At 72.1% G+C, this 26,088-nt stretch carries 16 protein-coding genes, 2 pseudogenes and 1 riboswitch; of the genes and pseudogenes, 6 read left to right on the forward strand and 12 right to left on the reverse strand.

Going from position 1 to position 26,088, the window contains the following annotated elements:
* Positions 1-263 precede the first annotated feature (263 nt).
* Both ACN27G_RS25450 and ACN27G_RS25455 read left to right on the forward strand, forming a co-directional pair.
* On the forward strand, positions 264-1,280 hold the full coding sequence (locus ACN27G_RS25450) for an ABC transporter substrate-binding protein (RefSeq protein ID WP_421495281.1): 1,017 nt from the start codon (positions 264-266) through the stop codon (positions 1,278-1,280).
* Positions 1,281-1,395: 115 nt separating this feature from the next.
* A complete protein-coding gene (locus ACN27G_RS25455; protein ID WP_421495282.1) occupies positions 1,396-2,172 on the forward strand; it encodes an ABC transporter permease in 777 nt (258 codons plus the stop codon).
* 85 nt (positions 2,173-2,257) lie between these two features.
* On the opposite strand, the gene ACN27G_RS25460 is transcribed toward ACN27G_RS25455, so the two are convergent.
* From ACN27G_RS25460 to ACN27G_RS25480, 5 genes are all read right to left on the reverse strand, one after another.
* Positions 2,258-2,977 (reverse strand): SDR family NAD(P)-dependent oxidoreductase, encoded by a 720-nt coding sequence (locus ACN27G_RS25460; RefSeq protein WP_421495283.1) that lies wholly within the window; start codon positions 2,975-2,977, stop codon positions 2,258-2,260.
* Between the two features lie 75 nt (positions 2,978-3,052).
* Positions 3,053-3,703 (reverse strand): GTP-binding protein, encoded by a 651-nt coding sequence (locus ACN27G_RS25465; protein ID WP_421495284.1) that lies wholly within the window; start codon positions 3,701-3,703, stop codon positions 3,053-3,055.
* Entirely contained in the window at positions 3,684-4,052 is a 369-nt protein-coding gene (locus ACN27G_RS25470; protein ID WP_107260835.1) for a DUF742 domain-containing protein, read from the reverse strand. The genes ACN27G_RS25465 and ACN27G_RS25470 overlap by 20 nt, the downstream gene beginning before the upstream one ends.
* A 66-nt stretch (positions 4,053-4,118) precedes the next feature.
* Positions 4,119-4,529 (reverse strand): roadblock/LC7 domain-containing protein, encoded by a 411-nt coding sequence (locus ACN27G_RS25475; RefSeq protein ID WP_421495285.1) that lies wholly within the window; start codon positions 4,527-4,529, stop codon positions 4,119-4,121.
* A complete protein-coding gene (locus tag ACN27G_RS25480) occupies positions 4,526-7,624 on the reverse strand; it encodes a nitrate- and nitrite sensing domain-containing protein (protein ID WP_421495286.1) in 3,099 nt (1,032 codons plus the stop codon). The genes ACN27G_RS25475 and ACN27G_RS25480 overlap by 4 nt, the downstream gene beginning before the upstream one ends.
* Positions 7,625-8,080: 456 nt before the next feature.
* On the opposite strand from ACN27G_RS25480, the gene ACN27G_RS25485 reads away from it, so the two are divergent.
* The 3 genes from ACN27G_RS25485 (at position 8,081) to ACN27G_RS25495 (ending at position 13,198) form a co-directional block, all read left to right on the forward strand.
* On the forward strand, positions 8,081-9,277 hold the full coding sequence (locus ACN27G_RS25485; RefSeq protein ID WP_421495287.1) for an ABC transporter substrate-binding protein: 1,197 nt from the start codon (positions 8,081-8,083) through the stop codon (positions 9,275-9,277).
* A gap of 109 nt (positions 9,278-9,386) precedes the next feature.
* Positions 9,387-10,211 carry an ABC transporter ATP-binding protein gene (locus ACN27G_RS25490; protein WP_421495288.1) on the forward strand — a complete coding sequence of 275 codons (825 nt, stop codon included), beginning with the start codon at positions 9,387-9,389 and terminating at the stop codon, positions 10,209-10,211.
* A 131-nt stretch (positions 10,212-10,342) separates the two neighbouring features.
* Positions 10,343-13,198 carry a hypothetical protein gene (locus ACN27G_RS25495; protein ID WP_421495289.1) on the forward strand — a complete coding sequence of 952 codons (2,856 nt, stop codon included), beginning with the start codon at positions 10,343-10,345 and terminating at the stop codon, positions 13,196-13,198.
* Between the two features lie 114 nt (positions 13,199-13,312).
* On the opposite strand, the gene thiC is transcribed toward ACN27G_RS25495, so the two are convergent.
* From thiC to thiE, 7 genes and pseudogenes are all read right to left on the reverse strand, one after another.
* Complete coding sequence (gene thiC, locus ACN27G_RS25500) at positions 13,313-14,905, reverse strand: phosphomethylpyrimidine synthase ThiC (protein WP_421495290.1); 1,593 nt, start codon at positions 14,903-14,905, stop codon at positions 13,313-13,315.
* Entirely contained in the window at positions 14,902-15,768 is an 867-nt protein-coding gene (thiD, locus tag ACN27G_RS25505) for a bifunctional hydroxymethylpyrimidine kinase/phosphomethylpyrimidine kinase (RefSeq protein ID WP_421495291.1), read from the reverse strand. Before thiD ends, thiC begins: the two co-directional genes overlap by 4 nt.
* Before the next feature lie 284 nt (positions 15,769-16,052).
* Positions 16,053-16,622, reverse strand: a pseudogene (locus tag ACN27G_RS25510) (thiamine phosphate synthase); the annotation flags it as partial.
* Between the two features lie 137 nt (positions 16,623-16,759).
* A complete protein-coding gene (locus tag ACN27G_RS25515; RefSeq protein WP_421495292.1) occupies positions 16,760-17,521 on the reverse strand; it encodes a thiazole synthase in 762 nt (253 codons plus the stop codon).
* A gap of 107 nt (positions 17,522-17,628) precedes the next feature.
* Positions 17,629-17,829 (reverse strand): sulfur carrier protein ThiS, encoded by a 201-nt coding sequence (thiS, locus tag ACN27G_RS25520; protein ID WP_421495293.1) that lies wholly within the window; start codon positions 17,827-17,829, stop codon positions 17,629-17,631.
* Positions 17,820-18,962: a glycine oxidase ThiO gene (gene thiO, locus ACN27G_RS25525; protein ID WP_421495294.1), complete on the reverse strand. Its 1,143-nt coding sequence runs from the start codon at positions 18,960-18,962 to the stop codon at positions 17,820-17,822. Before thiO ends, thiS begins: the two co-directional genes overlap by 10 nt.
* A gap of 110 nt (positions 18,963-19,072) precedes the next feature.
* Positions 19,073-19,693 (reverse strand): annotated as a pseudogene (gene thiE / locus ACN27G_RS25530) (thiamine phosphate synthase); the annotation flags it as partial.
* Positions 19,688-19,798: riboswitch (TPP riboswitch) on the reverse strand. It overlaps the preceding pseudogene by 6 nt.
* A 482-nt stretch (positions 19,799-20,280) precedes the next feature.
* Between thiE and ACN27G_RS25535 the strand changes: the two are divergent.
* Entirely contained in the window at positions 20,281-26,088 is a 5,808-nt protein-coding gene (locus ACN27G_RS25535; protein WP_421497458.1) for a ThuA domain-containing protein, read from the forward strand.

A 26,088-nucleotide genomic window follows, 5' to 3' on the forward strand; every position in this document is an offset into this window, starting at 1 on the left:
GTCCGTACACAGGGGACGGGTGGAGGCGCTTCGTCACCCCTGGGCGGAGGATGTTTCGCTTCGCGTCACACCCTGCTCGCGGACGCGTCGGGAGGAGTGCCGGAAACATCGGGCAAGGCATTACGATCATGGCGGGCACCGGCCATGGAGATCCGTCGGCAATCCTCCGCACCCGCGCGGCGACACCAGCGGGACGCGACCGATCCTGAAACCGGGCAACCGATCTACATCCGCAATGGATTCTCCTCAAAGGACAGGTAGGAATGACGAGGCGTATACGCGTGCTGGCCGCCGCCGCGCTGGCCACGGCACTGTTGGTCACTGCCGGCTGCTCGGGATCGGACGACTCCGAGGGTGACGGCGGCAGCAAGGCGCTGGACAAGGTGACATACCTCACCGGGTTCGGCACCGGCGGCCACGACGCATTCGCGTGGGTGGCCAAGGACAAGGGCTTCTTCACCGAGGCCGGGCTCGACGTCACCATCCAGCCGGGTGCCCCGGCCACCAACAACCAGGGACTGCTCTCCGGCAAGGCGCAGTTCACCTACAGCGACGTGACGCAGCTCATGATCCAGACCGGCAAGGGCCAGATCAGCGAGATGCGGGTCATCGCCGCCGTGCACCAGAGCACCCTGGTGGCGATCTTCGCCCCGCCCGGATCCGGTGTGACCAAGCCGACCGACCTGGAGGGCAAGAAGGTCGGCGTGGCGCAGGGCTCGATCACCAAGACCCTGCTTCCGGCGTACGGGAAGCTGGCCGGCTTCGACGCCAGCAAGCTCCAGTTCGTGGAGGCCACCCCGCAGACGCTGGTCGGCCTGCTGGTCGGCAAGAAGGTCGACGTGCTGAGCACCTTCGTCATCACCCGGAACACGGTGGAGACGATCACCAAGCAGCAGATGACCGTCCTGCCGCTCACCGACTACCTGCGTGACCTGCTCGGCACCGGGCTGACCACCACCGCCAAGTACGCCGCCGACAACCCGGACATCGTCAAGCGGTTCAAGGACGCGGCGATGAAGGGTCTCAAGTACACGGTGGAGAACCCGGAGGAGGCCGCCAAGATCATGAAGGCGAACAACCCGAACGTGCAGGAGCAGGGTGCCGCCGCGGAGATCAAGCTGATGACCCCGTACGTCACCTCCGCACCCGGCGGGGTGGTCGGCGCGCTCGACGAGCAGCGTGCCGCGCGCGCCATCGCGATCCTCCAGGGCGCCGAGCTGATCCCGGCCGGTCTCACCCCGGACAAGGTCATCGACTTCTCGATCGCGCCCAAGGCCTGACCCACGGCGTGACACCTCGGGGACGGCGGGTGGAGAGCCACTCGCCGTCCCTTTGCCGGCCCCAGAGGAGAGAACATGTTGCGCGTCTGGCGCGGACACCGTCGGAGCGGATCCGATGAGCGGTAGGCGAGAGCTTTCCGCCGGCACCAGAACGATCCTGCCGGTCGTCGGCACCATCGCCGCGATCGGCCTGTGGTGGCTGGCGACCGTCGTCTTCGACATCGAGACGCTCTTCCTGCCGTCGCCGCCGGAGGTCGTCGACGCCTTCGACCGTGAGCCGGCCTACCTGTTCGAGGCGGCCTGGGTGACGCTCTGGGTGACCCTCGTCGGCTTCGGCGTCGCGGCGGCCGGCGGGATGCTCGCCGCGCTCCTGTTGACCAGTTCACGCCTGCTGGAGCAGGCCACCCTGCCGATGATCGTGGCGTTCAACGCGGTGCCGAAGGTCTCCCTCGTCCCGCTGCTGATCCTCTGGATCGGCTACGACTCCCGGACCAAGGTCTCCCTGGTCGTCCTGATCGCGTTCTTTCCCATCATGATCGCCACCATGGCGGGCCTCACCTCCACCCCGGCCGATCTCCACGAACTGACCAGGTCGCTCTCCGCGTCCCGGCTGAAGACCTATCTGAAGGTACGCCTGCCGTGGGCGCTCCCCCAGGTCTTCGTGGGGCTGAAACTCGGCATCACGCTCTCTTTGATCGGCGCCGTGGTGGCCGAGTTGCAGACCCTGAACAAGGGGCTCGGCGCGATCATCTACAGCACCCAGCAGTCCTTCGACACCCCGCTGGCGTTCGCCGCGATCACCCTCACCGGGCTGCTCGGGATCAGCCTCTTCTACGCCGTGGTGACGGCCGAGCGGCTCATCGTGCCCTGGGCCCAGAAGATCTCCGGCTGAACGGGGCGGGACCTCCCGCCGTCTGCCGGTCAACGGCCGCTCCGGCGCCGGTCCGCCCGGGGCCACACCGGCGCCGGAACGGAGCTCAGATCAGCCCGGAACCGCCGTTGATGTTCAGGTTCACCGCGTTGACGGCCCGGTTCTCCAGGAGGAAGACCGCCGCATCGGTGACGTCCGCCATCGTGGTCAGCCGGCCCGTCGGCGTACGTGCCGTGTAGGTTTCGTGCACCTCGGCCGGCTGCCCGGCCCAGAACGGGCTGTCGCCGACGATGCCCGGGTGCAGGGCGTTGACCCGGACCGGCCGCAGCTCGGCGGCGAGCACGTTCACCAGGCCGACCACCCCGGCGTTCACCGTGGAGACCGTCGCCGACCCGGGGAACGGCCGGTCCTTGGAGCCACCGCCGAAGATCAGCACCGAGCCGTCCCGCACCATCCTCGGCGCCAGCACGTGCGCGACCTCGGTGTAGCCGACAAGCTTCACCGTGACCAGGCCGACCGCCCGGTCGATCTGGTAGTCCGAGACCTTGTTGGTGTCCCGGACGAACGCGGAGAGGATCAGGTGCCTGACCTCGCCGATCCCGGCGAGCGCGGCGGCGATGGTCTCGGGCTGGGAGAGGTCGACGGCGACACCGCTGGTCCGGCCGCCGATCTCGGCGGCGACCGCCCCGGTCCGGGCCGCGTCGCGGCCGGTGACGACGACCTCACGTCCCCGCTTCGCGTAGTGCTCGGCCACGTCCCGGCCGAGGCCGGAGGTACCCCCGATGACGACTACGGAGCCGTCATCGGGGCCGTCGTGCTGTGGCATGTTCTGTCCCTCTCGTTGTGCAGGATTGAACCGCGGAGCCTCCCCGGGCCCGGCAAGCCTGCAGAACGGCGAGGGTCAGCCGACCGGCGTGGGTTGCCCCCGGCCGTGTTCCGCCCGCAGCACCTCCATCGCGTGCTGCACCACGTTCACCAGCACGTGCTTGACCGACTCACGCTGCCGGGCGTCGCACATCACCAGCGGCACGTGCGGCGAGATGGCGAGCGCCTCGCGCACCTCCTCCGGCTCGTACTGCGGGGCGCCGTCGAAACAGTTCAACGCCACCACGTACGGCAGGTGCCGGTTCTCGAAATAATCCAGCGGGGCGAACGCGTCGGTGATCCGCCGGGTGTCGACCAGCACGGCCGCACCGACGGCGCCCCGGATGATCTCGTCCCACATGAACCAGAACCGGGTCTGTCCGGGCGTGCCGAACAGGTAGAGGATCAGGTCCTGGGCCATGGTGATCCGGCCGAAGTCCATGGCGACCGTGGTGGTCTCCTTGCCCGGCACCTTGGACGGGTCGTCGATGCCGACTCCGGCCGCGGTCATCACCGCCTCGGTGGTCAGCGGAGTGATCTCCGAGACCGCACCCACCAGCGTCGTCTTGCCGACCCCGAACCCGCCGGCAATGACGATCTTGGCGGAGGTGATCCCACCGCCACCGCCACCACCACCGCCACCACCGCCGCCACGCGGCCTGGCCGGGTCATAGCCTGCGAAGTCCACTTAGCACCCTCTCAAGCAGTTCCATCCGCTCCTCGTACGCCTCAGACGGTGGAGCGGCATTGTGCAGCGTCAGCAGGCTGTCGGCCACCATGTCGGCGACCAGCACCCGGGCGACACCCAACGGCAGCCGGGTGTACGCCGCGATCTCCGCCAGCGACTGCGCCCGGCCCTCGCAGATCGTGGCGATGCGGTGCTTGTCATGGCCGGCGAACCGGGACTCCACGACCGCGGCCGGGCTCGCCACGAGCACCGCCTCGAGCGCGATGTCCTGACGGGGCTCGGTGCGGCCGCGGGTGACCGCGTACGGGCGGACGAGCGCGCCACGTGGGTCGTCGCGTCGTCCTTCCATGCCGTGGTCACCTCCCCAAGGTCCAGTCGCGGCCGCACCGATGCCATCCTTCGTCAACCCCAGAGGTTACGGACGCCCGACAGCCTCGCGCGGCAGCGGCACCAGGGCCGCACCCACCCGTTCCACAAGCAACGCCATCTCGTAGCCGACCTGGCCGACGTCGCAACTGCGGGCCGCCAGCACCGCCATCGAGGAGCCGTCGCTGATGGACATCAGGAACAGGTATCCGCTGTCCATCTCGATGACGGTCTGCAGCACCCCGCCGGCGCTGAACATCCGGGAGGCGCCGTCGGTCAGGCTGACCACGCCGGAGGTGATCGCCGCGAGCTGGTCGGCCCGGTCCGCCGGCAGGTCCCGTGACGAGGCGAGGAGCAGGCCGTCCGCCGAGACCGCCACGACGTGTGCGATGCCGGCGACGCTGTCGGCGAAGTTGCTGAGCAGCCAACCCATGTCCTGCATCGCTGCTGGCCTGTTCATCCGCTGGTCTCCTTGGTTGAGATCATGCCGTTCTGCTCGGAACCGGCCGTCCGCCCACGCTGTACGCCGCGGTGGTAGGCCGACAACAGCCCCCGCACCTCGTCCGGGGTACGGCGGGTCCGCTCGCGCCCGCTCTTGGGCTCGACGCCGCCCGGCACGAGTTGCGCCTGCGGCACCCGTTTGGGCAGGCCGGAGCGGGTGGTGCCGCCGCTGGCCGGCTCGGCCGCCTGGCTGGCCCTGGCCCAGCCCTCGTCGGCGGCCGTCCGCCAGGCTCCCTCGTTCCCCGCGGCGGCCGGCGGCGGCGTGGGGGCGGCCGGCGGCGGTGCCGCGGCGGGTGGCGGCGCGGCGGCGGGTGGCGGGGATGGTGGTGCGTACGGGGCGGGCGGCGGCGCCGACCGCCCCGGTGTGCGGCTGGTCAACGGTGCCCGACCGGGAGTCGCCACGCTCGGCGACGCGCCCGTCGGAGGGGGCGACTGGTATCCGCCCGGCGGCACGGTGAAGATCGCGGTCGAGTCCGATCCGTGGGTACGGAACCAGCTCGCCTCCATCTCCCGGAAGATCGGCGCCTCGCCGGTGTCCTCCACCCGGGGCGCCACCGCGGACGCGGCGTTGACCGGTGCCCCGGCGACCGGACCGGAGGGCAGGCCCGACGTCGGTGCCGCCGTCGGCGTCATGGCGTGCGTGGCGTGCTGGCCGGAGCCGGCACCCCGGTGCGGCAGGGCACCGCCGACCGTCGGGTACTGCACGGTCGGCGAGGTGACCCCGGACGGACCGGCCAGACCCGAGTGGGCCGGCGGGGCCGTCGACGCCGGGGCCTGGTAGGTCGGCGTCATGCTCTGTTCGTACGCCGGGGCGGGCGGAGCCGACAGGTGGCTCGCGGCCAGGTGGTTGTTGACCGGAGCACCGGCGCCGGCCGGCTCACCCGCGGTCTGCCACTGGTGCGACGCCGCGCTCCGCCACTGCTCGGTGAGGGTGCCGCCGCCACGCGACGCGCCCACCGGGGAGAGCGTCTCCTGCCAGGCCGCACCGCTCGTCGGCCGGTTCGTGGCCGGCCCCTGCTCCACCGCGAGCGGCTGTCGGGGGCGGCCGATGAGCTGGCCGCCGCCGCGCGGGCCGGGCAGCACCACGGTGGCGGCCGGCAGCGTGATCTGGGCGACCGTGCCGCCCTCCACGTTGCGGCGCAGGTCGACCCGGATGTCGTGCCGGTGTGCCAGCCGGCCGACGACCGCGAGGCCCATCAGCCGGAAGGCCGCCACGTCGACGGTGGGCGGGGCCGACAGCCGGCGGTTGAGAGCGTCCATCTGCTCTTCGCTGAGCCCGAGGCCCCGGTCCTCCACCTGGATCAGGACGTAGTCCCGGATCCGCCGGGCGTCGGCGACCACGGTGGTGTGCGGCGGCGAGAAGCGGGTCGCGTTGTCGAGCAGCTCCGCGACGAGCCGCACCACGTCGTTGACCGCGTGCGCCGCGACCGAGATGTCGGGGTCGACCGTCCCGAACTCGATCCGGTTGTAGAGCTCCACCTCGGACTGCGCGGCGCGGAGGACGTCGATCAGCAGCGCGTCCTCCCGGCGGGGTGCGGTCGAGTCCGCACCGGCCAGCACGAGAAGGTTCTCGTCGTTGCGGCGCATCCGGGTGGCCAGGTGGTCGAGCTCGAAGAGCCGGGCCAGCCGCTTCGGGTCCTCCTCACCCCGCTCGATCGCGTCCAGCTCACCGATCATGCGGTCGACCAGCGCCTGGCTTCGCCGGGCCAGGCTGAGGAACATCGCCGAGACGCTGGTCCGCAGGGCGGCCTGCTCGGCCGCGATCCGGACCGCCTCCTTGTGGACCACGTTGAACGCCAGGGCGACCTGACCGACCTCGTCCTTGTTGCTGAGCCGGATCGGATCCCGGACCTGCCGGACGATCTCCTCGACGCCACCCTCGCCGACGGCGCCGACGTCGCGCAGCTGGCGGACCGCCTCCGGCAGGTCGTGGTTGGCGACCGAGAGCGCGCCCTCGCGGAGCCGGCGCAGCGACTGGTTGAGCGACCGGGCCAGCACGACGGCGAGGGCGAGCGCGATCGCCAGGGTGAGGAGCACGATCACCGACTCCACGATCGCCTGCTGGACGACCTCGGACCGGACCTGCTCGGCCTGGTCGAGCAGGTCGGCCTCGAGCTGCGTCTCGGCCCAGCGGATCAGGTCGTTGATCGAGCCGATCGCGATCGCCGCCGAGCTGGCGCTGACCGGGGCCCGCCGCCCGACCGAGCGGCTCAGGTCCCGGGCCACCTTGTCGGCGAGGATCACCGCGTCGCCGGTGACGCTGCCGTTGACCACCGCCTCCTGCCGCGCGTCGGCCGATGCCCCGAACGCCAGCAACGCCTCCTGCTGGCTGGTCAGGGTGGCGATGAAGGCCGAGAACTGCTCCTGGTCGAGCACCCCGGTGCTACCGGCCAGTGCGCCGTAGACCACCGCCTCCTCTTCGGCCACGGCCTCCTTGGCCTGGGCGAGGGCGGCCAGGGTACGCAGGCTGTCGCCGACCGCGCTCTCGCCGGAGATCTCGCCGAGCGCCTCGCCGTACGCCACGAGCTCACCGATGATCATGCCGTACCGCAGGGTCGCCTCGCCGGGTGGCATCTGCCCGCGCTCCAGCACCTCCTGCCGGGTGGCGTTGAGCGTGGTGAGCCGGTCGTCGATGATCCGGAGCCGGTCCTCCACGGAGGCCGGGACATCGCTGACCTGGGCACGCCGGTCGTTGTACGCGGCGATCCGCGCGTCGGTGCGCTGGACGTACGCGTCGTACACCTCGGTGGTCGTCTCCGGCGACCTGGCGAGGAGCCGGGCGGCGGCCATCCGTTCCTTGTGCACGTCCTGGGTGAGCGCCGAGATGTCGGTGGAGAGTTCGGTAAGTGACCGGAGCACGCCGGCCTGATAGGCACCCTGTCCGATGTCGACGAGCCGGATCGTGGCGAGCGCGAGCACGGCGGCCACGGGGACGACGAGCAGCAGCGCGAGCTTGGATCGGATCCGGGTATCCCGTAGCCGGGGAAGCCAACGGCGCGGTGCAACGCCCCCCCGCAGACCTTTGGCGGGCAGGGTCGTAGGTCCGGTGCTCACGACATCGCCTCCGTCGTTTCTTTACGTGACCCGTCGACCGATGCCTGCTGCAGCGGATCGAGCCGCACGCGGCACGGCCGCGATTTCATCAGAAGAAGGCCGCTTTGGGAAGCGACGGGAGGGCAGCAAAGGTCCATCATGGGACGTCTACTACCCTCGGCGCCGGGAGATCGACGGAACGCCGAGTCTCTGATCAGCATGTATATCACTAGAGTGGTCGCTTGTATCTGGAAAGTTATCTCGCACCCGTACCCCCTCTTATCACTATGTGAGACCCGTCATCCCGAAACCGGGGCGGTATCCGGTGCTTGACCGGGACGCCCCGGCATTGGCAAGGTTTTGCGGGTTTGAAGGCTTCGTGTGAACCGTACGGCAGATCGTTGCTCATCCATTGTGGACGACTAGATCGGCGGCCGGGCAACCCCCCACCCCGCGCCGGATACCTGGAGGACTGAGTTGAGGCCCATCCGCTCCGCGATACCCGCGCTGCTCGCGTCGGCCATCCTGGCAACCTCGCTGACCGGCTGTCAGTTCGGCGCGCCGGAGGAAGACTCCGGGGAGATTGTGATCGGTGCAGACCTGGAGCTGTCCGGCGCCGCCCCGCAGGTGGGCAAGGCCTACCAGCGGGCCCTGGAGCTCCGGGTCGAGCAACTGAACGAATCCGGTGCGCTCGGCGGACGCCGGATCCGCCTGGAGGTCCGGGACAACAAGTTCGACGCGAGCATCTCGGCGACCAACATCGGTGATTTCACGGCTGACCCGGCGATCAGCGGCATCATCATGGGCAGCTGCAACGAGTGCGCCATCGGCGCGGCGAAGACGGTCAAGAGCAAACAGGTTCCGACCATCGCCCTCGCGCCGGCCGGTGACGTGGCCGCACCCGGGCAGGACCGGGAATTCATGTTCAAACTCGGTCCCAACGCGCGTGACAACGTCGCGGCTCTCGCCGCCGAACTCCGCAGTCGCCGGGTCGAGACCGTGGCATTGCTGCACACCGCCGACAAATACGGCGAAGAGGGTGTGGCGGCCCTGCGGAACGAGCTCGTCGGCGCCGAAGAGGACCCGACGGACATTCCGATCGTCATCCGCCGGTCGGTCAAGCCCACCGACACCGACGTCAGCCAGGCGGTCGGCGCCCTGGTGGAGGAGGAGCCCGACGCGGTGATCGTCTGGGCCCCCGCCGACCAGGCGAATCTCGCGATCACGAGCCTGCGCGGCGAGGGCTACCGGGGGCACGTCTTCTTCGACGCCGTTGCCGCCGGTGACCTGTTCATCGGCAACAGTGGCCGCGCGGCGGAGAACACCACCATGGTCTTCACCCAGACCATGGTGATCGACGACGTCATCGCGACGACGCCGGCCAAGGCCGCGAGCAAGCAGTGGTTCCGGGACTACACCGCACGCTTCGGCGGCTACTACGGATACTCCTCGTTCGCCGCCGACGCCCTGCAACTCCTGGTGGACGCGGCGGTGCGGGCCGACAGCGACAGCGAGACCCCGAACCGGGGGCGCATCCGCAGCCTGCTGGAGACCGCCGAGACCGACGGGCTCTCCGGTCCGATCCGGATGACGCCGGAGAACCACTCGGGACTGATGCCGCAGGCGCTCACCCTGCTGGTGGCGCGCGGCGGCAGGTGGCGGCTCGCCGGCTGAGGCCCGCGACCGACACGGTCTCCCGGCGGCGGGAGAAGACCTTCCCCGCCGGGAGACGTCCTCCGATAGCCTGTCGACACTGTCGATTGTCGAATGGAGTGGCCCAGCCATGATCCGACTTTCCGGGGTGTCCCGGACCTTCGGCGGTCGGTCCGGTGCCGTGGAGGCACTGCGGGGCATCGACCTCGACGTCGCCGAGGGCGAGTTCCTCGCCGTGGTGGGCCGCTCCGGCTGCGGCAAGTCCACCCTGTTGCGGCTGGTGGCCGGCCTGTTGCCGGCGACCGAGGGCGAGATCCGGGTGGCGGACGAGGTCGTCGCTCGGCCGCGCCGGGACATCGCCATGGTGTTCCAGCGGCCAGCCCTGCTGCCCTGGCGGTCGGTGCTCGACAACGTGCTGCTGCCCACCGAGATCTTCGGCTGGAAGAAGGCCGCGCACCGCGACCGGGCCCGCGAACTGCTGGCGATGGTGGGGCTCACCGAGTTCGAGAAGCGACTCCCGCACGAGCTCTCCGGTGGGATGCAGCAGCGCGTGTCGCTGTGCCGGGCCCTGATCCAGCAGCCGAAGGTCCTGCTGATGGACGAGCCGTTCTCCGCGCTGGACGCGCTGACCAGGGAGGAGCTCTCGGTCGAGCTTCAGCGGATTCACATGGAGCACTCGGCGACGATCCTCTTCGTCACGCACTCCATCGACGAGGCGGTGCTGCTCGCCGACCGGGTCGTCGTGCTCAGCCCGCGTCCGGGACGGATCCGCAAGGTGCTCGACATCGACATCCCGCGCCCGCGGTCGCTCGGCCGCAACGCGCACTTCGAGGACGTCGCCCGGGCCAGCGCGGAGCTGCACGAACTCCTGCTCGACCACCCCGAGCGCGATCCCGGCCTGGCCCTGCACGGCAGCGGCCCTGGCGGTGGCACCCAGGGCGACCAACAGCACTGAGTCAATGACTCATCACCCTTAGTGGCCGGGCGTTCCGCATCGTCACGTATGTGTAATGTCCGATGGCCGCCCCCGGGCGCCGCCCGGCCGGACGAGTGCGTAACGTGCCCCGAGTGCGTAACGTGCCGCGCATGGCCTACCGGACCTGGGGCAGGGTGCTGCTCGCCGCGCTCCTCGTGGGGATCGTCGGCGGCGCCGGTCAGCTCGGGATCGCGTACGGGCTCGGCCTCGTCCGCTTCGACCGTCCCTTTGCCGCGTCCACGGTAAACCAGTGGCCCGCCCAGTTGGCCTGGGTCAGCTGGTTCGCCATGGTCGCGGCGGTGCTCGGCGGGATGCTGGCTGACCGGCTGGCCCGCCGCTACGCGCTACCCACCGCCCTCGGTGCCCGTGCGGCCATCGCGGCGGTGGCGGCCCTCGGCGCGCTCGCGGTCGCACCGCTCTGCATGCAACCCGCCCGCACGGCCCAGCTCGCCTCGGCGGATCCGGTGACGACGACCGGCGTGGCCGCGGCGATCGGCGCCGGGATCGGATTCCTCGCCGCCCTGGCCGCGCTGAGCCTGCGCCCGGTCGCCTGGAACATCGCGGCCGTCACCGGCGCCGCCTGGTTCCTGGCCATCGTCTCCGTGCTTCCCTCGCTCGGCCCCGCCGACCCGCTGCCCGCCGTCCGGCTCGGTGGCGTCGATCCCAGCTGGCTGAGTGCCGGCACGAGTCAGCGGCTGGCGGTCGTCGCCATGCCGGCGCTGGCCCTGGTCGCGGGCGCGCTGACCGGTGCCCTCGCCCGGTGGTGCGAACGGCCGGTGCCGGTGGTGGCGAGTTGCGGGGTGGCAGGGCCGGCAATGCTCGGCCTGGCGTACGTCGTCGCGGGTAGGGGCGAGCAGACCGACGCCTACCAGGCGGCGCCGTACTGGGGGGCGCTGATCGCCGTGGGTGCGGGCGCGCTCGGTTCGGTGCTGGCGGCCACGCTCCGGTGGCCGCTGGTCACGACCGCTCCGGCGGAGACCGCCGCCACCGGTTCGACCGGTGACACCGACCGGCCCGCCACCACGTCGGCAGCCACCACCGACACCGGCAGGGCCGCCGACGACACCGACACCGACACCATGGTGATTCCCACCACCGGCGCCGGCCGCATGGCGGGTGGCGACGACACCGTGCCGCTGGCCGCCGGCGGCAGCGACACGGAGGCGCCGACCACGATCCTGTCGACCACACGTACGCCGCCCGCCGGCACCACGACCGCCGGCACCACGACCGCCGGGCCCGGCACGTCCGGCACACCGTCGAGTGCGTCGACCACGCCCTCGATCGGCACGCCCGGCGGCACCCCGGTCGACACGATCTGGCGGACCGGGATCCCCATCCCGCGCCGCTCCACGGAGTACTCCGCATCCACGGAGCCGATCGGCCAGTCGACCGGCCGGGACGGCCCGACGACCGCAGACCGGGGCGACTCCTCGGCGCCGGCCCGGTCCGAGACCCCGCCCCGGAACACGACGCCGCAGGCGCCACCGGACACCACCGGACCGAGCGGCGTGACGGATACCGGGCCGCGCGCCGAGCCGACGGATGCCGGTTATCCGCCCGGTTGGTCCGGCGCCCGGCGGCTGCGCACCGAGGACTTCTGGCCGGCGACCCCGCCCACGACGCCACCGCCACCGCCACCGCCGTCGCCACTGTCATCGCCATCGCCATCGCCATCGCCACTGTCATCGCCATCGCCATCGCCACTGTCATCGTCATCGTCATCGTCATCGTCATCGCCACTGTCGCCACCGCCGTCACCGGCGCCGCCATCGGCGCCCTGGACCGTGCCGGCACCCCGGGCGGCGCAGTCGACACCGACGACCCGGTCAGCGCAGGCGGAGCATCCGGTGCCGGAGTCACCGGACGCCGCCACCAGCGGTGCGGACACCTCCAGGGGTGCGGGCACGCCCTCCCTGGCGGAGACGTCCTGGAACGCCTTCGCCCCGGTCACCCGCCCCGGCCCTGACCGCCAGGAACCTCGCCCGGCCCCGGCCCCGGCCCGCGCCCACCGGCCGGCGCAGCGCGGCGAGGCCGGGACAGCCGGCGATGGTCCGACGGGTGCGGCCGGACGGCCGGCGGAGGCGAGCACGGCCGGAAACCGGATGGAGGCGAGCACGGCCGAGCGGACCGGCACCGCCGGCATCCGTCCCGTTCCGGTGATCAGCGGCGATACCCCGGTCCCGACGACGCCGGATCGGACCAGCCCGCCGACCGCGACCGGCCCACAGGCCACAGCCGGGGTCAGATCCGCCGCCACGACCGGCCCGCAGGCCACAGCCGACGCCAGATCCGCCGCCACGACCGGCCCGCAGGCCACAGCCGACGCCAGATCCGCCGCCACGACCGGCCCGCAGGCCACACCCGACGCCAGATCCGCCGCCACGACCGGCCCGCAGGCCACACCCGACGCCAGATCCGCCGCCACGACCGGCCCGCAGGCCACACCCGACGCCAGATCCGCCGCCACGACCGGCCCGCAGGCCACACCCGACGCCAGATCCGCCGCCACGACCGGCCCGCAGGCCACTGCCCGGCCCGATACCGCCGCCCAGCCCGACACCGCCGCCACCACCGGCCCGCAGGCCGCCACCGAGGCCGAAACCACTGCCGAAACCACTGCCGAGGTCGCCGTGAGCGGTGAGGCGGACCGGCCCACCGGACGGATCCGTCGTGGCCTGTTCCGGCGCAACCGGAACGGCAGCGCGAGCGACCCGGAGCCGACGGCCACCACCGGCAGCAGCGGCAACTCCGACACCGCCGACAACGGCAAGGGCGAGTCGAAGCAGCGGGAGCCGAAGGGGCGCAACCGTACGAACGAACCGGTGCCCGCCCACGACGAGGAGTACGTCGACTGGGTGAGCGGGCTCAGCGAACCCGACCCGGCGTCCGACCTCCGGCTCGACGGCAGCGTACGACGGTCGCTACGGTCGAACGGCCGACACCACGCCGATCCGGACGATTGACCGACCCGTACACCGATGGCGTTGTCTCCGACAAATGACGCCATCGGTGTACGGGTGACCGCCGGGAAGGCGTCCGAGCCGACCCGCACCCCAGCCGGCCCGGACCCGAGCCGATCAGGCCAGCGGCAGGTACACCTTGCCGCCGGTCGCCACGAACTCGGACGACTTCTCCCGCATGCCCTGGGCCGCGTACTCCTTCAGCTCCTGGGTGATCTTCATCGAGCAGAACTTCGGCCCGCACATGGAGCAGAAGTGCGCCGTCTTGGCGGGAGTGGCCGGCAGGGTGGCGTCGTGGTACGCCCGCGCGGTCTCCGGATCCAGCGACAGGTTGAACTGGTCCTCCCAGCGGAACTCGAACCGCGCCTTGGAGAGCGCGTCGTCCCAGTCCTGCGCCCCGGGGTGCCCCTTTGCCAGGTCCGCCGCGTGCGCCGCGATCTTGTACGCGATGACGCCCGCCTTGACGTCGTCCCGGTCCGGCAGCCCCAGGTGCTCCTTCGGGGTCACGTAGCAGAGCATGGCGGTGCCGAACATACCGATCATCGCGGCGCCGATCGCCGAGGTTATGTGGTCGTACGCCGGAGCGATGTCCGTGGTCAGCGGGCCGAGGGTGTAGAACGGCGCCTCGTGGCAGAGCTCCTGCTGAAGGTCCACGTTTTCCTTGATCTTGTGCATCGGCACGTGGCCGGGCCCCTCGATCATCACCTGTACGCCGTGCTCCCAGGCGACCGAGGTCAGCTCCCCGAGCGTACGCAACTCGGCGAACTGCGCCTCGTCGTTGGCGTCCGCGATCGAGCCGGGCCGCAGCCCGTCACCGAGTGAGAAGGTGACGTCGTACCGGGCGAGGATCTCGCAGAGCTCGGCGAAGTTGGTGTAGAGAAAACTCTCCTCGTGGTGCGCGAGGCACCAGGCCGCCATGATCGAGCCGCCCCGGGAGACGATCCCGGTGACCCGGTCGACGGCGAGCGGCACGTAGCCGAGGCGTACCCCGGCGTGCACCGTCATGTAGTCGACGCCCTGCTCGGCCTGCTCGATGACCGTCTCCCGGAAGACCTCCCAATCCAGCTTCACCGGGTCGCCGCCGACCTTCTCCAGCGCCTGGTAGATCGGCACGGTGCCGATCGGCACCGGCGAGTTGCGGATGATGGCCTCCCGGGTCTCGTGGATCCGCTTGCCCGTGGAGAGGTCCATCACCGTGTCCGCGCCCCAGCGGGTCGCCCAGGTGAGCTTCTCCACCTCCTCGGCGACCGACGAGGTCACCGCCGAGGTGCCGATGTTGGCGTTGACCTTCACCAGGAACTTCTTGCCGATGATCGCCGGCTCGCACTCCGGGTGGTTGACGTTGAGCGGCAGCACCGCCCGGCCGGCGGCGATCTCCTCCCGCACCACCTCGGCCGGCATGCCCTCGCGGACCGCCACGAACTCCATCTCCGGGGTGACGATCCCGGCCCGGGCGTACGCCAACTGGGTCGGCCGGGCACCGTCCCGGCCGACCAGCGGCGTTCCCGCCCCCCGGACCGGTGCCACGTCACCCCGTTCCGCGATCCACGTCCCGCGCAGCGGAGGCAGCCCGACGGCCGGGTCGGAGCCGGGACCGGACGTGTCGTAGAGCCGGACCGGCGGTTCGTCACCGGTCAGCTCGACCTCCGCGAACGGCACCCGGACGTCCGGACGCGTCCCCGTCACGTACACCTTGCGACGAGCCTTCATGACAACCTCCCTGTGCTGGATGAACCGGACCTGTCTCCCGTGGGTGCGCCGGACCAGTCGTGGTGGTCGAGCGGTCCGTGTCCGCCGCCCAGCGCCCAGCTCCGGGCGCCGAGCAGTGCGCGGGTGACGTATTCCTTGGCGAAGGCCACCGCCTCCGGCACCGCATCGCCGAGCGCCAGCCGGGCGGCGATCGCGGCCGAGTAGGAACAGCCGGTGCCGTGGGTGTTCCGGGTCGGCACCCAGGGCCGGCGCAGCAGCCGCACCTCGGTGCCGGTCCAGAGCGCGTCGACCGCCCCACCGAACGCCTCGCCACCGCCGGTCGCCAGGCCCGGGCCGTCGACGTCGCCGCCGGTCACCACCACGTACCGGGGACCACCCGCGGCGAGCTGCCGCGCCGCCTCCGCCATCTCGTCCGGGTTGGTGACCGCGCGGCCGAGGATCGCCGCCGCCTCCGCCCGGTTCGGCGTCGCCACCAGGGCGTACGGCAGCAGCCGCTCGATCGCGTCGACCACACCGAGCCGGGCGCCACTCGTCGAGACCAGCACCGGATCGACCACCAGGTTGGGCAGCAGCCCGGCCCGGGCGGCTGCCGCCACCGCCGAGGCGACCGCCGCCTCACCGAGCATGCCGGTCTTGACCGCCACCGGTGGCAGGTCCTCGACCAGGGCGGTGAGCTGCTCGGTCACCATCTCGGCGGGGACCGGGAAGACCGCGCGTACCTGGCGGGTGTTCTGCGCGGTGACCGCCGTGATCACCGACGTGCCGTACACCCGGAGGGCGGCGAAGACCTTCAGGTCGGCCTGGATGCCCGCGCCCGCCCCGGAGTCCGAGCCGGCCACCGTCAGCACCACCGGCGGCGTCACCGCCGCCACCCCGATCCCGATCCCGATGCCTGCCCCTGCTCCCGTCCCTGCCCCGAGTCACCGACCCGGACCGCCGGACCGCTCCCGGACGGCAGACCCTCCCTCTCCGCCCGCAGACCCTTCCTCTCCGCCCGCAGACCCTTCCTCTCCGCCCGCAGACCCTTCCTCTCCGCCCGCAGACCCTCCCTCTCCGCCCGCAGACCCTCCCTCTCCGCCCGCAGACCGTCCCTCTCCGCCCGCGGGCCGCCCCTTTCCGGTGGCGGGCCGTCGGCGGGTGCGGCGGCTGCCGCGCAGAGGCGGCGGAGTAGTCCGGCGGGGTCGTCCGAGCGCATCACCACACCCATCACCGCCACCCCGACCGCGCCCGCCGCCAGGCACGCCTCGACCTGCTCGGCCGTGCCGATCCCGCCGAGCGCGAGCACCGGTACGGGGGTGCGGGCGACCAGCCGGGCCAGGCCGGCAGGGCCGAGCGGCGGCCCGTAACCGGGCTTGGACGGGCTGGTGAAAACCGGCGAGAGGGTCACGTAGTCCTCCGTGGAGAGTCGGCGCACCTCGGACTCGTCGTGACAGGAGCGGCCGACCAGCGGCAGCGCCGGCGGCGGGTAGGGCCCGGCGGCGGGCAGGTGCACCGCGTCACCGTCGAGCGGGTCCGGCCCGGCTACCAGCAGGGTGCCGCGGACCGGAGCGAGCATCGCCCGCAGCCGCCGGGCCAGTTCGAGTCGTTCCGGGCGCGGCAGGTCCCGCTCCCGCAGCAGCACCCGACGAGCCCCGCCGTCGACCGCCGACCCGACCACCTCGACCAGCGGCCGGCTCGCCTGCCACCGGTCGGTGACCACCACGATCCCGGTCGGCACGACCTCGCCCGGACCGTTCCCGCCCGGACCGTTCCCGCCCGGACCGTTCCCGCCCGGACCGTTCCCGCCCGGACCGTTCCCGCCCGGACCGTTCCCGCCCGGACCGTTCCCGCCCGGCACGGTCGCCCTGCGGCCGTTCACAGCTCCGGCCGCCCCTCGTCCGGAGTGGAGGCCAGCGCGTGGAAGCGCCGGGGGATGCGTCCCGCCCCGGCCGCCAGCCGCCCCGCCTCCACGGCGAGCCGCATGGCGGTCGCCATCCGGACGGGATCGGCCGCCCGGGTCACCGCGCTGGCCAGCAGCACCGCGTCGCAGCCCAGCTCCATTCCCAACGCCGCGTCGGAGGCGGTGCCGACGCCCGCGTCCAGGATCACCGGTACGTCGACGCTCTGCCGCAGCAGGCGCAGGTTGTGCGGGTTGGTGATGCCGAGTCCCGAGCCGATCGGCGCCCCCGCCGGCATCACCGCCGCGCAGCCGAGATCGGCCAGCCGGCGGGCCAGCACCGGATCGTCGGTGGTGTACGGCAGCACGGTGAACCCGTCGGCGACCAGCCGTTCCGCGGCGGTGACCAGCTCGACCGCGTCGGGGAGCAGGGTCCGCTCGTCGCCGATCACCTCCAGTTTGACCCAGGACGTCTCGAACGCCTCCCGGGCCAGGTGGGCCACGGTCACCGCCTCGGCTGCGGTACGGCAACCGGCGGTGTTCGGCAGCAGCCGTACGCCACACCTGGCGAGCACCTCCAGCAGGCTGCCGCCCATGGTGGCGCTGCTGTCGATCCGGCGCAGCGCGACCGTGACCAGCTCGGTGCCGCTGGCCCGGATCGCCTGTTCCAGCGCGTACGGGCTGCTCACCCCGCCGGTGCCGAGGATGAGTCGGGACCCGAACTTGTCGCCGCCGAGCACGAACCCGGATCCGGACCCGGACCCGGACCCGGATCCGGGGAGTCCGGGCCCGGACTCCGGCCCGGGAAGTCCTGGTCCGGTTTCGGGGAGCAGGGAGGGCATGCCGCTCACCCGCCCTGGGCCGCGGTCAGCACCTCGACCCGGTCACCGTCCCGGAGCAGCCGTCCCGGCCAGCCGCCCCGGGGCACCACCTCGCCGTTCACGGCGACCGCCACCCCCCGGTGCGCGTCGGTGATCCGCTCCACCAGCTCCGCCACGCTCAGCTCGCCCGGCAGCCGCTGCGCGATCCCGTTCACGGTCAGCTCCACAGTGCCCTCCCCTCGTTGGTCGGTCCGTCCCCCGCCGGTGCCGCCGGAGCCGGCACGCCGAACCGGCCCGGATCCAGCGGCGCGAGCGCCGGATCCGGCGTCCCGGTGACGATCAGGTCGGTGACCAGGTCGGCGGTGAGCGGGGTGAGCACGATGCCGTGCCGGAAGTGTCCGGCCGCCACCACCACCTCGGGCCGGTCCGGTAACCGGCCGAGCAGCGGGGCGTTGTCGGGCGTACCGGGGCGCAGCCCGGCCCGCGCCTCGACCAGCTCGTACTCGGCGATCTCCGGCAGCAGGTCGGTGGCGGCGCGGAGCAGCTCCAGCACCGCCCCGGCGGTGACGCCGAGGTCGCCGCGCTCCTCGACGGTGGCCCCGACCACCACCTCGCCGTCGGTCCGGGGCACCAGATAGACGCCCCGGCCGTCGGCGTGGCCCCGGATCACGTGCCGGAATCCGGGTGCCGCACCGCCGGGGGCGCGCAGCCGCAGCACCTGCCCCTTGACCGGCCGGACCGGCAGGCCGGTGAGTGCCGCCGTACCGCAGCCGGCCGCCACCACCGTCACCGCCGCGTCCGGTTCCGCCAGGTCCCGGACCGGCCGGGGCAGCATCGTCACCCCGGCCCGCTCGGCGGCGACCCGCAGCGCGGCCACCAGCCGGCGCGGGTCGACCTGGTGGTCGCCGGGCGCGAGCGCGCCGCCGCGCAGCCGGGTGGCGAGCAGCGGTTCGCACTCGCGCAGCTCCGCCGGCCGCAGCGGGGTCACCGGCAGTCCCACCTGCCGCTGGTACGCCCAGAGCCGCTCCGCCTCGGCCAGGTCGTCGGGGGTCAGCGCGACGGTAAGCGTCCCCTCGGTCCGGTAGCCCAGGTCCATCCCGGTCTCGGCGGTGAGCTCGGCGGCGAAGTCCGGCCAGCGCGCCGCCGAGGAGACGAGCAGTCCGGTCAGCACCCGCTCGCCGAAGTACGCCTCGGCGACCGGGGCGAGCATTCCGGCCGCCACGTCCGAGGCGCCGGAGCCGGGTGTGGCGTCGTACACGCTGACCCGCAGGCCCCGGGCGGCGCAGCGCCAGGCGACGGCGAGCCCGATCGGCCCGGCGCCGACCACCGCGACGTCGGCTCCCCGATCGCCGCCTACCATCCCCCCACTCCCGCCCCCGCACTCCGCGCAGACGACGGGGAACCCGACCGGGGTGGGAACCCCGACGACGTTCCCCGGTCCGCCACGGGTGGGGGTGCGGGTGGGACGGCGGAGAGGGTGGCCAGCAGGGCGGCGGTGGCCTCGCCGGGGTCCGGGGCGTGGCAGATCGCGCCGACCACGGCCACGCCGTACGCGCCGGCGGCGAGCAGTGCGGGCACCCGCTCCGGGGTGATCCCGCCGATCGCGATCACCGGTACCGGCACCGCCGAGGCGACCCGCCGGATCCCTTCCGGGCCGATCGGCGCCGGCAGGCCGTCCTTCGTGGAGGTGGCGTGGCAGGGGCCGACGCCGAGATAGCTGGCTCCGGCCGCCACCGCCGCCGCACCGGTCTCCGGATCGCGGGCCGTCGCGCCGAGCACGGCGGTCGGGCCGAGCACCCGGCGGGCGGCGTCCACCGGCAGGTCCAGGGCACCGACGTGCCCGCCCGCCGCCCCGATCGCCAGTGCGACGTGCAGACGGTCGTTGACCAGGCAGGACGCTCCGGCGGCGGCGCAGCGCACGGCGACCGCGGCGGCCAGCTCGTACGCCGTCCGGTCGTCGGTGTCGTCCTCCACCCGGACCTGCACGACCAGCTCGGGGCCGGCGACGGCGAGGGCCGCCTCGACCACGGCGAGCGGATCCCGGCCCGGTCGGGTGTCGGTGACGAGATGAAGTCGTCCGAGGTCTACCACGGCAACACTCCTCCCTGCGCCGGCATTACCCGGATCAGGTTCGACGGTCGGGGGCTCGGTAGCCCCCCTCTCAGCCCGGTCCACCGGGCTCCCGTGGGTTACTTGCGGCGAGCGTACGCGGCCGGTCACGGATCCGTAAAGGGCCGTGACGTATCGCACAACGTCAGTGGTCAACCACCCTGCGCCATTCGGTCGGCGGCCCGGCACGGAGAACAGGGGTCGGATGGGCTGGCGGATATGTCTGTCCTATCCGGATGATTCCGCCTCGTTACACAACCGTTACCCGAATTAACCTCACCGCCGTATTCCGGCCGCCCCCGACCCGGCCCTAATTTGTTCAACCACAAGGCAAAATTCCGCGGCCGGCGCTTCGGCGAGCTCCGGCCGAACTCCGCACCCCGTGGCGGTCTTCGGCGTACCGACCCGGGATCCCCGCTGTCCTTTCCGGACCAAGGAGATCCTTCGTGTCCAGCCCTGGCCGCTCCGGCGGCACTTCGCATCATCCTCCGCACCGCGCTCACACACCTTTCCGCAGGCTGCGGCGCCGGCTGACCGGTGCGGCCGCAGCCGTGCTGCTCGGCGCCACCATGCTGGTCGGCCTGCCCGGCAGCGCCTCGGCCAGGCCGGGCCTGGCCGGGTTGCCCGCACCGGCCGATGCCTCCGCCCGCAAGCTGGGTGACCTCTCCGCCCGGCAGCAGGTCCGGAACGAGGTCGCCGAGCCCTTCGCCGTGCTGGTCTTCTCCAAGACCGCCGGCTTCCGGCACGACTCCATCCCGGCCGGTATCGCGGCGATCCAGCAACTCGGCGCCGAGCACGGCTTCACCGTGGACGCCACCGAGGACGCGACGGCCTTCACCGACGCGAACCTGGCGCAGTACCAGGCGGTGATCTGGCTCTCCACCACCGGCGACGTGCTCGACGCCGAGCAGCAGGCCGCGTTCGAGCGCTACGTCCAGGCCGGCGGCGGGTACGCCGGCGTGCACGCCGCCTCCGACACCGAATACGACTGGCCCTGGTACGGCGAACTGGTCGGCGCGTACTTCGCGTCGCACCCGGCGAACCAGCAGGCCACCATCAAGGTCGAGGACCACGCGCACGAGTCCACCGAGCACCTGCCGGCGCAGTGGTCCCGCTACGACGAGTGGTACAACTTCCGCGACAACCCGCGCGGCGACGTACACGTGCTCGCCTCGCTCGACGAGACCAGCTACTCCCCGGGCGCCGGGGCGATGGGGCACGACCACCCGTTCGCCTGGTGCCAGGAGTACGACGGCGGCCGGGCCTGGTACACGGCGGGCGGCCACACCCAGCAGTCGTACGCCGAACCGGAGTTCCTGGCCCACCTGCTCGGCGGCATCCGGACGGCGGCCGGCGCGGTCGAGGCCGACTGCTCCGCCTCGCTGACCAGCAGCTTCGAGAAGATCAGCCTGGACAGCAACACCAACAACCCGATGGAGCTGGACGTCGCGCCCGACGGCCGGGTCTTCTACGTCGAGCGGGACGGCCGGGTCCAGATCGTCAAGCCGGACACCGGCACCACGGTCACCGCCGCCGACCTCGACGTCTTCACCGGCAACGAGGACGGGCTGATCGGCATCCGGCTCGACCCGGACTTCGCCACCAACAACTGGGTCTACCTCTACCACGCCCCGAACGGCGGCGGCCCGCGCAACCACCTCTCCCGGTTCACCGTCACCGGTGACACCCTCGACCTGGCCAGCGAGAAGGTCGTGCTCGAGGTGACGACGCAACGGAACACCTGCTGCCACGCGGGCGGCAGCATGGTCTTCGACAGCGCCGGCAACCTCTATCTGGCCACCGGCGACAACACCAACCCGTTCGAGTCCAACTCGTTCACCCCGATCGACGAGCGGCCGGGGCGGCAGGACTTCGACGCGCAGCGTACCTCCGGCAACACCAACGACCTGCGCGGCAAGGTACTCCGGATCCACCCGGAGGACGACGGGACGTACACCATCCCGGAGGGGAACCTCTTCGCGCCGGGGACCGCGCAGACCCGGCCGGAGATCTACGGCATGGGCTTCCGGAACCCGTTCCGGATCGGCATCGACCCGGCCACCGACACCCTCTACGTCGCCGACTACGGCCCGGACGCCGGGGCGGCGAACCCGGACCGGGGTCCGGAGGGGACCGTCGAGTGGAACGCGATCGGGCAGGCCGGCAACTTCGGCTGGCCGTACTGCCACGGCGCCAACTACGCCTACAACGACTACCAGTTCCCGTCCGGGCCGAGCGGGGCGAAGTTCGACTGCGCCGCACCGGTGAACAACTCGCCGAACAACACCGGGCTGACCAACCTGCCGCCGGCGATCCCGGCCACCGTCGACTACGACTACAGCGGTAACCCGCTCTTCCCGGAGATCGGCGGCGGCGGCGCCCCGATGGGCGGGCCGGTCTACCGGTACGACCCGGAGAACCCGTCGGAGAGCAAGTGGCCGGCGTACTACGACGGCAAGGCGATGTTCGGTGAGTGGAACCAGAACAAGATGTACGCCTTCCAGGTCACCGAGGACGGCCGGTCGCTGGTGGACATCAACCAGCTGCTCACCGGGATGACCTTCATCCGGCCGATGGACTTCGAGTTCGGCCCCGACGGCGCGCTCTACCTCATCGAGTGGGGCAGCGGCTTCGGCGGCAACAACGACAACTCGGGTGTCTACCGGATCGACTACGTCGCCGGTGACCGGGCGCCGATCGCGGTCGCCAGCGCCGAACCGACCTCCGGCGCCGCCCCGCTGACCGTGACCTTCTCCAGCGAGGGCTCCCGGGACCCGGACGGCGGTCCGATCACGTACGCCTGGACCTTCGGCGACGGCGGCACCTCGACCGCGCCGAACCCGACGCACACCTACGCCGCCGCCGGCAACTACACCGCCCAGCTCACCGTCACCGGTGACACCGGCCGGACGGCGGTGGCGAACGTGCCGGTGACGGTCGGCAACACCGCACCGACGGTGACCATCGAGTTCCCGCCGGACGGCGGCTTCTTCGACTGGGGCGACCAGGTGAAATACACGGTCACCGTCACCGACCCGGAGGACGGGGAGATCGACTGTGACCGGGTGGTCCTGCAGTACTACCTGGGCCACGACGAGCACGCCCACCCGCTGGACGACCAGACCGGGTGCAGCGGCACCGTGCAGACCTCGCTCGACGCCGGGCACGGCGCCGACGCGAACGTCTTCGCGGTCTTCGAGGCCAGCTACACCGACGGCGGCGGGGCCGGCGGCGCCAACCCGCTGACCGGCCGGGCGATCGAGCAGTTGCAGCCGAAGCGGAAGCAGGCGGAATACTACGCGGCCACCGGCCGGGCGGCGGACGGCGTCGGCGGCGGTGACCCGGGCGTGCAGACCCAGGCCACCGAGGACGTCGAGGGCGGCTTCGAGAACATCGGCTGGATCGAGGACGGTGACTACTGGACCTTCGACCCGACCAACCTGACCGGGATCACCGGGGTCCGGTTCCGGGCCTCCTCGGCCGGCGGCGGCGCCCGGATCGAGGTACGGTCCGGCGCGGCCGACGGGCCGGTGCTGGCCACCGCCAGCGTGCCGGACACCGGCGGCTGGCAGACCTTCACCAACGCGTCGGCAGAGCTCAGCACGCCGAGCACGTCAACGGGTCCGCTGTTCTTCGTGGCGCGCAACCCGGTCGGCGCCACCGGCACGGGTGCGATCCTCAACGTCAACTGGGTCGACTTCATCGGCCGGGGCGTCACCGACAACGCGCCGCCGACGGTCTCCGTCACCGCCACCCCGACCAGCGGCACCGCGCCGGTCACGGTGAGCTTCGACGGCACCGCCAGCGACGCCGAGGGCGACGACCCGCTGACGTACGCCTGGGACTTCGGGGACGGCGGCACGGCGACCACCCTGGACGCCGAGCACACCTACACCGCCCCGGGGACCTTCACCGCCACCCTGACCGTCACCGACGCGCGCGGAGCCGCCGCGTACGCCGCCGTGACGGTGAAGGTGCAGGCGCCGAACACCTCGTGCTTCGGGGCCCGCTCGGACGACTTCACCGGCGCCGAGCTGGACAAGTCGCGTTGGTCGACGGTGGTCCGGGAAAACCAGTTGTACGCGGTCCGGGACGGCTCGCTCGTGCTGCCCACCTCGGTCGGCGACCTCTACGGCACCCGCAACGACGCCACGAACATCGTCCTGCAACCGGCGCCGGACGGGAGCTGGCAGGCCACCACCCGGCTCAGCCTGGCGGTGACCGAGAACTACCAGCAGGCCGGCCTGATCGTCTACGGCGACGACGACAACTACGCCAAGCTGGACCTGCTGTACTCCGGGGCACCCCGGATCGAGTTCATCCGGGAGACCGCCGGCACCCCGCGCAACGAGGGGGGCGACTCGACGGCCGCACCGGCCGGCAGCACGATCCACCTGCGGCTGACAAGTGACGGGACGAACCTGACGGCGGCGTACTCGGCCGACGGGCAGGACTTCACCCCGATCGGCCGGCCGGCGGCGCTCGCCGGGATCGAGAACCCGAAGGTCGGGCTCTTCGCGCTCAACGGCGGCAGCACCGCGCCGGTGGTGGACGCCAGCTTCGACTGGTTCCAGATCACCCCCGACGAGCCCGCCGGTGAGGTGACCCCGAACGACGAGTTCACCGGGACCACCCTGGACAAGTGCCGCTGGGACGGGATCGTCCGGGAGGACCCGGCGGCGTACCGGGTCGCCGACGGCGCACTGCACGTCGACGTGCCGAACGGCGACATCTACACCGGCAACAACACCGATCCGACGAACTTCATCCTGCAGGGCGCACCGGAGGGCGACTGGACGATCCGGACGAAGGTCGACGGCAGCCGGCTGGACGAGCAGTACCAGCAGGCCGGGCTGCTCGTCTACGGCGACGACGACAACTACCTGAAGCTCGACTTCGTCGTCGACAACCAGGTGGGCCAGCCGGTGACGCGGCGGATCGAGTTCCGCAGCGAGATCGGCGCGACCGTGCAGGACCCGCAACCACAGGCCGGGAACCTCACCGAGTCGGTGTGGCACCTGCGGCTCTCCAGGGCCGGTGACACCTACACGGCGGCGTACTCGGCCGACGGGACGACCTGGACGGAGCTTCCGCCGCTGACGAACGCCGCCGTGGGTAGCACGCCGCGGATCGGCCTGTTCAGCCTCGGCGCCGCGCAGACCGCCTCGAAGACCGTCTCGTTCGACTACTTCCGGCTCGGCACCGGGCCGGTGGAAGAGGAGGACGAGACGGCGCCGGTGACCACCGCCACCGTGTCGGGGACCCCGACGGCCGGCTGGCACACCGGTCCGGTGACCGTGACCCTCGCCGCCACCGACAACGCCGGTGGGAGCGGAGTGGCCCGCACCGAATACCAGCTCGACGACGCCACGGAGTGGACCGGCTACACCGAGCCGGTGCTGGTCGCCGGGGACGGCACGCACACCCTGCGGTTCCGTTCCGCCGACGAGGCGGGCAACGTCGAGGCGACGAGGTCGGTCGAGGTGAAGATCGACGCCACCGCGCCGGTCAGCACCGCGGCGTTCGCGCCGCCGACCGACGACGGCTGGCACAGCGGCACCATCCCGGTGACGCTGACCTCCACCGACGCCGGTTCCGGGGTCGCCACACTGGAGTGGTCGCTCGACGGCGGCGACTGGGCGGCGTACACCGAGCCGGTGAACGTGACCGGGGACGGGCAGCACGAACTGCTCTACCGGGCCACCGACGCGGCCGGCAACGCCGAGACGCTGAAGTCGGCGATTCTGAAGATCGACGGCACCAAGCCGACGGTGCTGGTCTCCGGGATCGCCGACGGCCAGCTCTACGGCGACAGCCAGGACGTCCGGGTGACCTGGTCGGCCGTCGACCCCACCTCCGGGATCAAGGCGACGGTCGGCACCCTGGACGGTCGCCCCTACCAGTCGAACACCCTGCAGGCGATGTACGAGCTACCGCTCGGCCTGCACGAGTTGACCGTGACCGCGACGGACCGGGCCGGCAACACGACGACCTCGACCGTGCGGTTCTTCGTCACCACCTCGTTCCGGGACATGCAGATGCTGCTGGACCGGTTCAGGGCGACGGGCCGGCTCTCCGCCAAGGCGCACAAGCAGCTGTCGAAGAAACTCGACACGATCCGGGACGCCGAGGCGGACGGCAACGACAACCGGGCGATCAAGCAGCTCGGCGCCTTCAAGGAGCTGGCCTCGGATGCCACGCTGATCGGCGAGGCGGAGATCCGGGACGTGCTGGTGCGGGACGCCGACGCGATGATCGTGCGGCTCGGCGGCACCGCGAGCACCTCCGGGGTCGAGGCCAACGACGGCAGGTCGGTGCAGGGCACCGGCCGGCTGGCCGAGGATCCGACCCGGGTGAGGCGGGGCGGCCGGCTCTAG

The sequence above is a fragment of the Plantactinospora sp. WMMB334 genome (assembly GCF_049179095.1).
Classification (GTDB): domain Bacteria; phylum Actinomycetota; class Actinomycetes; order Mycobacteriales; family Micromonosporaceae; genus Plantactinospora.